Origin of the sequence: Alkalihalobacterium alkalinitrilicum, assembly GCF_002019605.1 — a bacterium.
Classification (GTDB): domain Bacteria; phylum Bacillota; class Bacilli; order Bacillales; family Bacillaceae_F; genus Alkalihalobacterium; species Alkalihalobacterium alkalinitrilicum.
Genome location: NZ_KV917368.1, coordinates 1,018,946 through 1,026,728, shown reverse-complemented (window position 1 = coordinate 1,026,728; position 7,783 = coordinate 1,018,946). Strand labels below are relative to the sequence as shown.

Genomic DNA, 7,783 nt, shown 5'->3' with positions numbered 1-7,783 from the left:
GCTTCGCCTATGATCGTCTTTTCTTACTCCATGTGAGACGTCCTACAACCCCAAGAGGCAAGCCTCTTGGTTTGGGCTAATTCCGTTTCGCTCGCCGCTACTCAGGAAATCGCATTTGCTTTCTCTTCCTCTGGGTACTTAGATGTTTCAGTTCCCCAGGTCTGCCTCCTCATACCCTATGTATTCAGGTATGGGTACCATCCCATTACGGATGGTGGGTTCCCCCATTCGGATACCCCCGGATCAAAGCTTACTTACAGCTCCCCGAGGCATTTCGGTGTTCGTCCCGTCCTTCTTCGGCTCCTAGTGCCAAGGCATTCACCGTGCGCCCTTCATAACTTAACCATTCGATGAATGATAAATGTCGAATCTCTTCGTCAACTTCGCTTTTTGCGCTACTCACGTATCCTTTAAACATACGCTCCATTGCTCAAAAGCTCGTTTCCTCGATCTTCTCGTTTCTAATTCATCTCTTTGTGTCTCCTGAATTTAAATCAGGAAATTTATAAAGGTTGTTGAATTCTTGACGACTCAAGTTACTCTTGGTTACACCGAAGTGCAACCCAGTGAAATCTTGATGTCATTTCTAGTCATTATCCAGTTTTCAAAGAACAATTCTATTTGTTTCAACTATTTTAGAGATAAAAATAACTTTTGAGTTTTTCTCAAAAGCAGATTTATATTATATAACAAATCAAGTGTTTGTTTCAATGGTAATTGAAGGAAACAACATTTAACTTGTTTGAGAGATAGTTCTCTCAAAACTGATCAAGGCAACTGACTTCAATTACAACTTGAACAGTCATCTAAGTTATACTTCTTGCGGCCTTGCATCGAGGAAGCTTACTTCGAAGCGTTGCTATTAGACGCAGATGCAAAAAGTTAATCAAAGAGTTTTGAGTTCTCTCAAAACTGAACAAAAAAGACCAAAGCGTACATACCGAAGTATGCATCGACTAGAGTAAATACTCCATAGAAAGGAGGTGATCCAGCCGCACCTTCCGATACGGCTACCTTGTTACGACTTCACCCCAATCATCTGTCCCACCTTAGGCGGCTGGCTCCAAAAGGTTACCCCACCGACTTCGGGTGTTACAAACTCTCGTGGTGTGACGGGCGGTGTGTACAAGGCCCGGGAACGTATTCACCGCGGCATGCTGATCCGCGATTACTAGCGATTCCGGCTTCATGTAGGCGAGTTGCAGCCTACAATCCGAACTGAGAATGGTTTTATGGGATTGGCTCGACCTCGCGGTTTCGCTGCCCTTTGTACCATCCATTGTAGCACGTGTGTAGCCCAGGTCATAAGGGGCATGATGATTTGACGTCATCCCCACCTTCCTCCGGTTTGTCACCGGCAGTCACCTTAGAGTGCCCAACTAAATGCTGGCAACTAAGATCAAGGGTTGCGCTCGTTGCGGGACTTAACCCAACATCTCACGACACGAGCTGACGACAACCATGCACCACCTGTCACCTTGTCCCCCGAAGGGGAACGCTCTATCTCTAGAGGTGTCAAGGGATGTCAAGACCTGGTAAGGTTCTTCGCGTTGCTTCGAATTAAACCACATGCTCCACCGCTTGTGCGGGCCCCCGTCAATTCCTTTGAGTTTCAGCCTTGCGGCCGTACTCCCCAGGCGGAGTGCTTAATGTGTTAACTTCGGCACTAAGGGCATCGAAACCCCTAACACCTAGCACTCATCGTTTACGGCGTGGACTACCAGGGTATCTAATCCTGTTTGCTCCCCACGCTTTCGCGCCTCAGCGTCAGTTACAGACCAGAGAGTCGCCTTCGCCACTGGTGTTCCTCCACATCTCTACGCATTTCACCGCTACACGTGGAATTCCACTCTCCTCTTCTGTACTCAAGTCTTCCAGTTTCCAATGACCCTCCACGGTTGAGCCGTGGGCTTTCACATCAGACTTAAAAGACCGCCTGCGCGCGCTTTACGCCCAATAATTCCGGACAACGCTTGCCACCTACGTATTACCGCGGCTGCTGGCACGTAGTTAGCCGTGGCTTTCTGGTTAGGTACCGTCAAGGTACCGCCCTATTCGAACGGTACTTGTTCTTCCCTAACAACAGAGCTTTACGACCCGAAGGCCTTCATCACTCACGCGGCGTTGCTCCGTCAGACTTTCGTCCATTGCGGAAGATTCCCTACTGCTGCCTCCCGTAGGAGTCTGGGCCGTGTCTCAGTCCCAGTGTGGCCGATCACCCTCTCAGGTCGGCTACGCATCGTCGCCTTGGTGAGCCATTACCTCACCAACTAGCTAATGCGCCGCGGGCCCATCCCATAGTGTTAGGTAAACCCAACTTTTACAATCACACCATGTGGTGTGATTGATTATCCGGTATTAGCTCCGGTTTCCCGAAGTTATCCCAGTCTACAGGGCAGGTTGCCCACGTGTTACTCACCCGTCCGCCGCTAACCTTTCAAGAGCAAGCTCTTGAAAGGTCCGCTCGACTTGCATGTATTAGGCACGCCGCCAGCGTTCGTCCTGAGCCAGGATCAAACTCTCCAATAAATTGAAAATAGCTTGATATAAGCTCACTTGCACAGGATGTGCTGGCTTCGATGTTGCGAACAAATTCTACTTGAAATTACTCCTTCGCATCAATTTGCGACGAGTAATCGCAGGAGCAGGACGTTCGCGTTCTTAATCGAAGGTCGTCATCACTGTGACGTTTTTAAAACATTGACGAGATATCATGTATCTCTTAATTTCGCTTGGCTTTTTGTTCAGTTTTCAAAGAACTTTGTTTGTCGTTGTTAGCGACAGGAGTTATATCATATCATGCTAACAACTTCATTTCAATAACTATTTTTTGGTAACTTGATCATTCATTGTGTATGGCTTCTTTAAATTGAAGCAGCGTTTATGAATATATCATAATTATTTTTTTATTGCAACATTTATTTTGCGAAAGACAAAATTTTTTGTTACAAGTTGTTTTCTCTATCACTCCTTCAGAAGCGACAATGAATAATATAACAAAATTAATAACATGGCGCAATAGTTTTTATAATTTTTTTCTTTAATTGCGATTACACCGATTAACACACTTGTTAAAAGGTTTATGTCCTAACTATTATTTGCTTCTAATATCTTCCCTTCTATCACATCCCATTTCGAAACTATTAACTAACAATTTCTTTATATTAACGACGGGTTTATATAATGTGCGAATCCCACGTAGTTGAAGTGGGATTCGTAGCTCCAGCTAAACGGGATAAACAAACGAAAACAGTCAAATAGACACTGCTCTCTTTAATCTAAGCAGTGTCTATAACTGTGAGCACAATTAATAAATACGTCTTTTAATAATAGATAAAATTTTTTACTACTTTAATTTAAACTGACACTTTCTCTATAAATTGCTCAACTTTTCTTTTCAACTGATTCCCTATCTCCCCAGGCACCATTTTAATAGCACCCATCTGATACATCTCTTGGAAATCATTTTGAAAATACCTCATCGTTTCTACTTGATTTTCATGTGTAGGCGTGAGGATATAAGCCCCCTTCACTGCTCTACTTCCTGTATCTCGATGGATAATCCCATCCCGATATTTATGCATCTCACCAAGTGCTGTTCCTAGATTGTCTGGTACTCGATATTTTGGATCAAAAACGATCATATCTGTTGCCCCCTCAAGTACTATGTCTGGAATCATTCTTTGTGTATACGTATGAAAGGTCTTTGAATTGTATTGATAAGACCGTTGAAAGTAAAGTGACATTCCACCAAGTAAATGAATACGACTTTCTTGATTTTCAGCCAAGTCTAGAAAAATACCTTCTCTCGTCGTTTTATATAATTCCCGAGTATCCTGGACGTAACCAGCTTCCCTGAGAAGCTTCACGAGCTGCATGTAGCACCACATTTCATAAAGTTGAAATGTGTCCTTTAACGAAATAGGGTAATCGAAGCCGATTCCTGTTCGTTCATGTTTATAAAGTTGATCAAACCATTGATACCACATCCGATACACTGGGTGTTTTCTAAACTTTTGCGTAATCGTAAATGGTCCTTGGTTCTCTGTAATGTCCTTTAAAAAGGGGCTGTTGATCCAACGTTGGACAACTAATTTATACCTTCTTGCTTTACGAGCAACGTCGTCTCGATTCAACATCTCATACTTACGAAGCAGACGATACAATAAGTGAACTTGCTGCTTCAACACTTGATTTTCGTAAACATTAGTTGTTTCAAAAGTTTTGATCGTATGTACGTTTAATGGAATATCCTTGCCATGTCCCTTCTGATCGAGCCAGCGTAATGTGACGCGTTCTGTGCGCTCCACTTTTTCTCTTTTCATCATCAAGGGTAGTTTCTCTAAGCTACGAAACGGTTGTCGCTGAATACGATTGAAGATTTGTCTTAGCTGATGAAAGGACTTGTCTAAATAACTCCATTGTGTCCAAGATATATCACGGCTTCTCCCAGTGGAATCTACATTTATCTCTAAACCACTTAATTGAAAGCAACTATTCGCTTCTTCCAAAATATCTTCGAGCATCTGGTTGAACTGTTCTTCTGTCAGTTTCCGTGAATCAGGAAAAATATACGTTTCATACCCTTGACCATTCACGGTGACATTCAAGGAACCGCTTTGAAAGGGGGTAATGAATGTCGCTAAGTAACCCTTTTCTCCATGATAAAAAGGCAAAGGTATTCCTTGGATACGAACGTCGCTTGGGTTTCCGTTATATCTGAGCTTATATTCAGTTGCTTCTGTTAAATACGCCTCTTGAAAAGGGATCCAACCGTTGTGATTATTCCACAGTTCAAGAAAACTATCTCCAGAATTGAGTCGCTCCATAGAAATCCAGCTCCTCTTGCATCCGTTTCACATGCTGTAGTGAAACCGACGTAGTGTCTATGTTTTGCATTAACCATTGCTCAAGTTTTATCAACATTTCTGAAATTCTTTCATCGCCACGCACTTTTGTTAATACTTTTTCAGAAATAACACGATCCAAAGCCTCAATCGGATTCATCTGAAAATCATCTGGCAATTGATAGTTGGCATATAATTTTTGCAGCATCTCTCCCATGGTCCGATAGCCGAAATGAAGCTCATAATCTATTAAGGTATGATGTAGTTCTTTAAGCATTCCAAATTCCTTCGCTAGAGTAACTTTCAAGTCTTGATCTACTCGTTTCCAATACGTATCAAAATCCACGTCAGACAACGTCATAACAAAGGCGCGATCTAATACTTTATCGGAAATCGAATGCGTCGTTTCATCCACATTAATCGTCCCTAAGATATAAACATTAGGTGGGATTAATAACTTTTTAGGTACTTCATTCACTAGATGATCGTCTTGATGGAGCGGAATTTCCTTTCGTGATTCAACGGCACTCAAATAGTCACTTAAGTAATATTCGACACGGGAAAGGTTCATTTCATCTAATAAAATGAAATGCGGTTTTTCGCGTTCTTTCAAAGCATTAAGAATAACGTTTAAGAACTCTGTTTTAACATATCGTTTTTCAAACGAACTATAGTAACCAAACAAAGCACTCGCATCGGTCCAATCAGGACGTACAGGTATAATCGTAAAATACGGATTTTCGCTCTCATATTCAAGTCCATAAACGGCATTGGTATATAATCGACATAATTGAGTTTTACCTGTACCTGAAATTCCACTTAAGAGTACAAAGTGCTTATCATCCAACGCGGTTAAATTAAGATGCAAATCCCGAATAATTTCCTTTGAAAAAGTTAATTGACTATCCGATATCGTCTGATAAATATCTTGAAATTGAAAGTTCGGTTCTAACACATCAAGTTCTAGACTCGTATCACCTTCTGTTTGTTCCTCCACTTCCTCTTCTGAAGACAATTCCAGTTTTTTGCTGGCATGGGCAAATAATAACGCAGCATTCAAAAAGTTTTTCTTAACTTTCTCTGCAACGTCGATAAATGAGAATGTCTTATTATCAAACGTCCCAACACAATACATATTTCCTTTCGTGTGGATATCATGCTCACTTAACAAACGCATCGCATGTGACATCACTTCTTGGTTATCTAAGTTTTGAGTAGTAAATGATTTCGTAATCCACCACTCTTTTGTACCTATACCGAGTATTTCTCTTGCATTTGTGAAAATATGATTATGCCCTTCTAACTGAACAGCAATTGTTTGGAACGGGGAATTTTTATCATGATATTCATAGTAATAAATAAACCCTTTCGTTACCATTTGGTCTCCATCGTAAATGTGAAACCCTTGTCGCTTACCATTCGTTTTATAGTCTTCAAGTGAAGAAATGTCGACGGAGTACTCTCGTCCTAACAAAAGCGTTTGTTTTATGTTTCGTGTTCCAGCCAAAATCATTAAAGCATCGTATGCCTTTTTAGAAACTTCTAGTTGTTCATTAAAGTGAACTCGGAAATTAGCTAGTTGGCCCCAAGCATCCACCATTTCTGCAATTAAATCCTCTTCCAACATATGACCATCTAAAGGAAAGCAAGTCCCAATTTGGAATGGAGGTCGTTTTCTAGGTTTTATACAGCTTTTCACAAAAGTAATTAAATGGTCTTTTGGTATAATTTCTTTTTCCTTTTTTCCAGCATAAATAACGTAATTAGAAGGAATAGTTTGTAAAACACTATGTATTTGATCATTTTTTACCCAAGCCCAAAACGGAATGAATTTAAGCTCCGTATGGATAGAAATGTTTCCATTCATGCCATTGAATTCAAGTGTAAGTAAATGGTTTTCTTTCCCCTCTACATTGCGAGATAGCGCTACAAAATACTTACGACCAATATCTGAATTCCTTTTATTTTCTTCATAGGTCGGATTACGAGCATCATGATATGTCGTCGTTAGCGTCATATCATAACTTCTAATTGAATATTCCTCACCGAGCGGTACTCCTATTTTGTCTACAAATCGTTTGAACAACGGTTGAACAATGGGTGATACTTCATCAAGCACTTTCCGGCAACGAGATTCGGTATTTTCCTCGAGAAAGAGAGATTTAAAATATGTAAGACTTAACAAAAAAATTCACCTTCTTTATTATATGGCTTCTAATCATGCACTTCTTCTCGGCTTTCAACTTCTATACCAGTTTACCATTTAGTTTAAGTAAACCCTTTCCTATATTAGGTATGGTTCGGTCAAATTTGATTAAAACGAATGCTAAACGCGCAACTCTACAAGATGAAAAAGGCGTAAGTCTAATAAAAGACCCACACCTTAATGAATAACCAGCTTTATGAAAAATGGCTTGAATATCTTCTCTATTAAATTAACTGCAAATTAAATTACTAGTACTATAAGGGTCGTAGCACCTTTACACTTTAGTTCCCAAAACTTAAAATAAGCTTAATTGTTCATCACTTGAGTCTTTTTTTGCTTTCTTAGGCCTTTCCTCCACTACAACATTAGGTAATTCATCTTCTTCGATATCGTTAGCGATTACGATCTTTTGATCATATTGCAGCGAATGCTCTTCATTACATTCCGGACAAATATATACAGTTTTAGGCACTCGGGTCTTAGCGATTTTAATTCGTTCTTCTTTTGATAACCCTTTTTTTTGAGAACAACTTCCACATAGTTTTTCCATACCCTGTTGTCTTCCCCCTCTGAAAATTAAATTATAAATTATATCTATCATAAACTATAAGACTATTTCATTCAAAACTTGTATGGTGCTGTGATGAACTAGATTAAGCAAGCTTCTTCTACAAGTTAATATAATGATAACTTCATATACCATCTTTTTCGTTTTATAACAATCATTCCT

The 7,783-nt window shown here is 40.2% G+C and carries 3 protein-coding genes and 1 rRNA gene; all 4 read right to left on the bottom strand.

Translation table 11 applies throughout. The features are described from left to right. Positions 1-976: 976 nt before the first annotated feature. The 4 genes from BK574_RS04895 to BK574_RS04880 all read right to left on the bottom strand — a co-directional run bounded on the left by BK574_RS04895 (position 977) and on the right by BK574_RS04880 (position 7,603). Positions 977-2,529 (bottom strand): 16S ribosomal RNA (locus tag BK574_RS04895). An 827-nt stretch (positions 2,530-3,356) separates the two neighbouring features. Further along, complete coding sequence (locus BK574_RS04890) at positions 3,357-4,829, bottom strand: DUF2357 domain-containing protein (RefSeq protein WP_078427750.1); 1,473 nt, start codon at positions 4,827-4,829, stop codon at positions 3,357-3,359. Continuing rightward, a complete protein-coding gene (locus tag BK574_RS04885; protein ID WP_078427749.1) occupies positions 4,804-7,032 on the bottom strand; it encodes an McrB family protein in 2,229 nt (742 codons plus the stop codon). The genes BK574_RS04890 and BK574_RS04885 overlap by 26 nt, the downstream gene beginning before the upstream one ends. A gap of 316 nt (positions 7,033-7,348) precedes the next feature. Beyond that, complete coding sequence (locus BK574_RS04880) at positions 7,349-7,603, bottom strand: hypothetical protein (protein WP_075386620.1); 255 nt, start codon at positions 7,601-7,603, stop codon at positions 7,349-7,351. Positions 7,604-7,783 lie beyond the last annotated feature (180 nt).

What these genes read in the sequence shown, in the direction of transcription:
- BK574_RS04890 (WP_078427750.1), bottom strand. Translation starts at nt 4,829, where the DNA reads ATGGAGCGACTCAATTCTGGAGATAGTTTTCTTGAACTGTGGAATAAT.
- BK574_RS04880 (WP_075386620.1), bottom strand. Translation starts at nt 7,603, where the DNA reads ATGGAAAAACTATGTGGAAGTTGTTCTCAAAAAAAAGGGTTATCAAAA.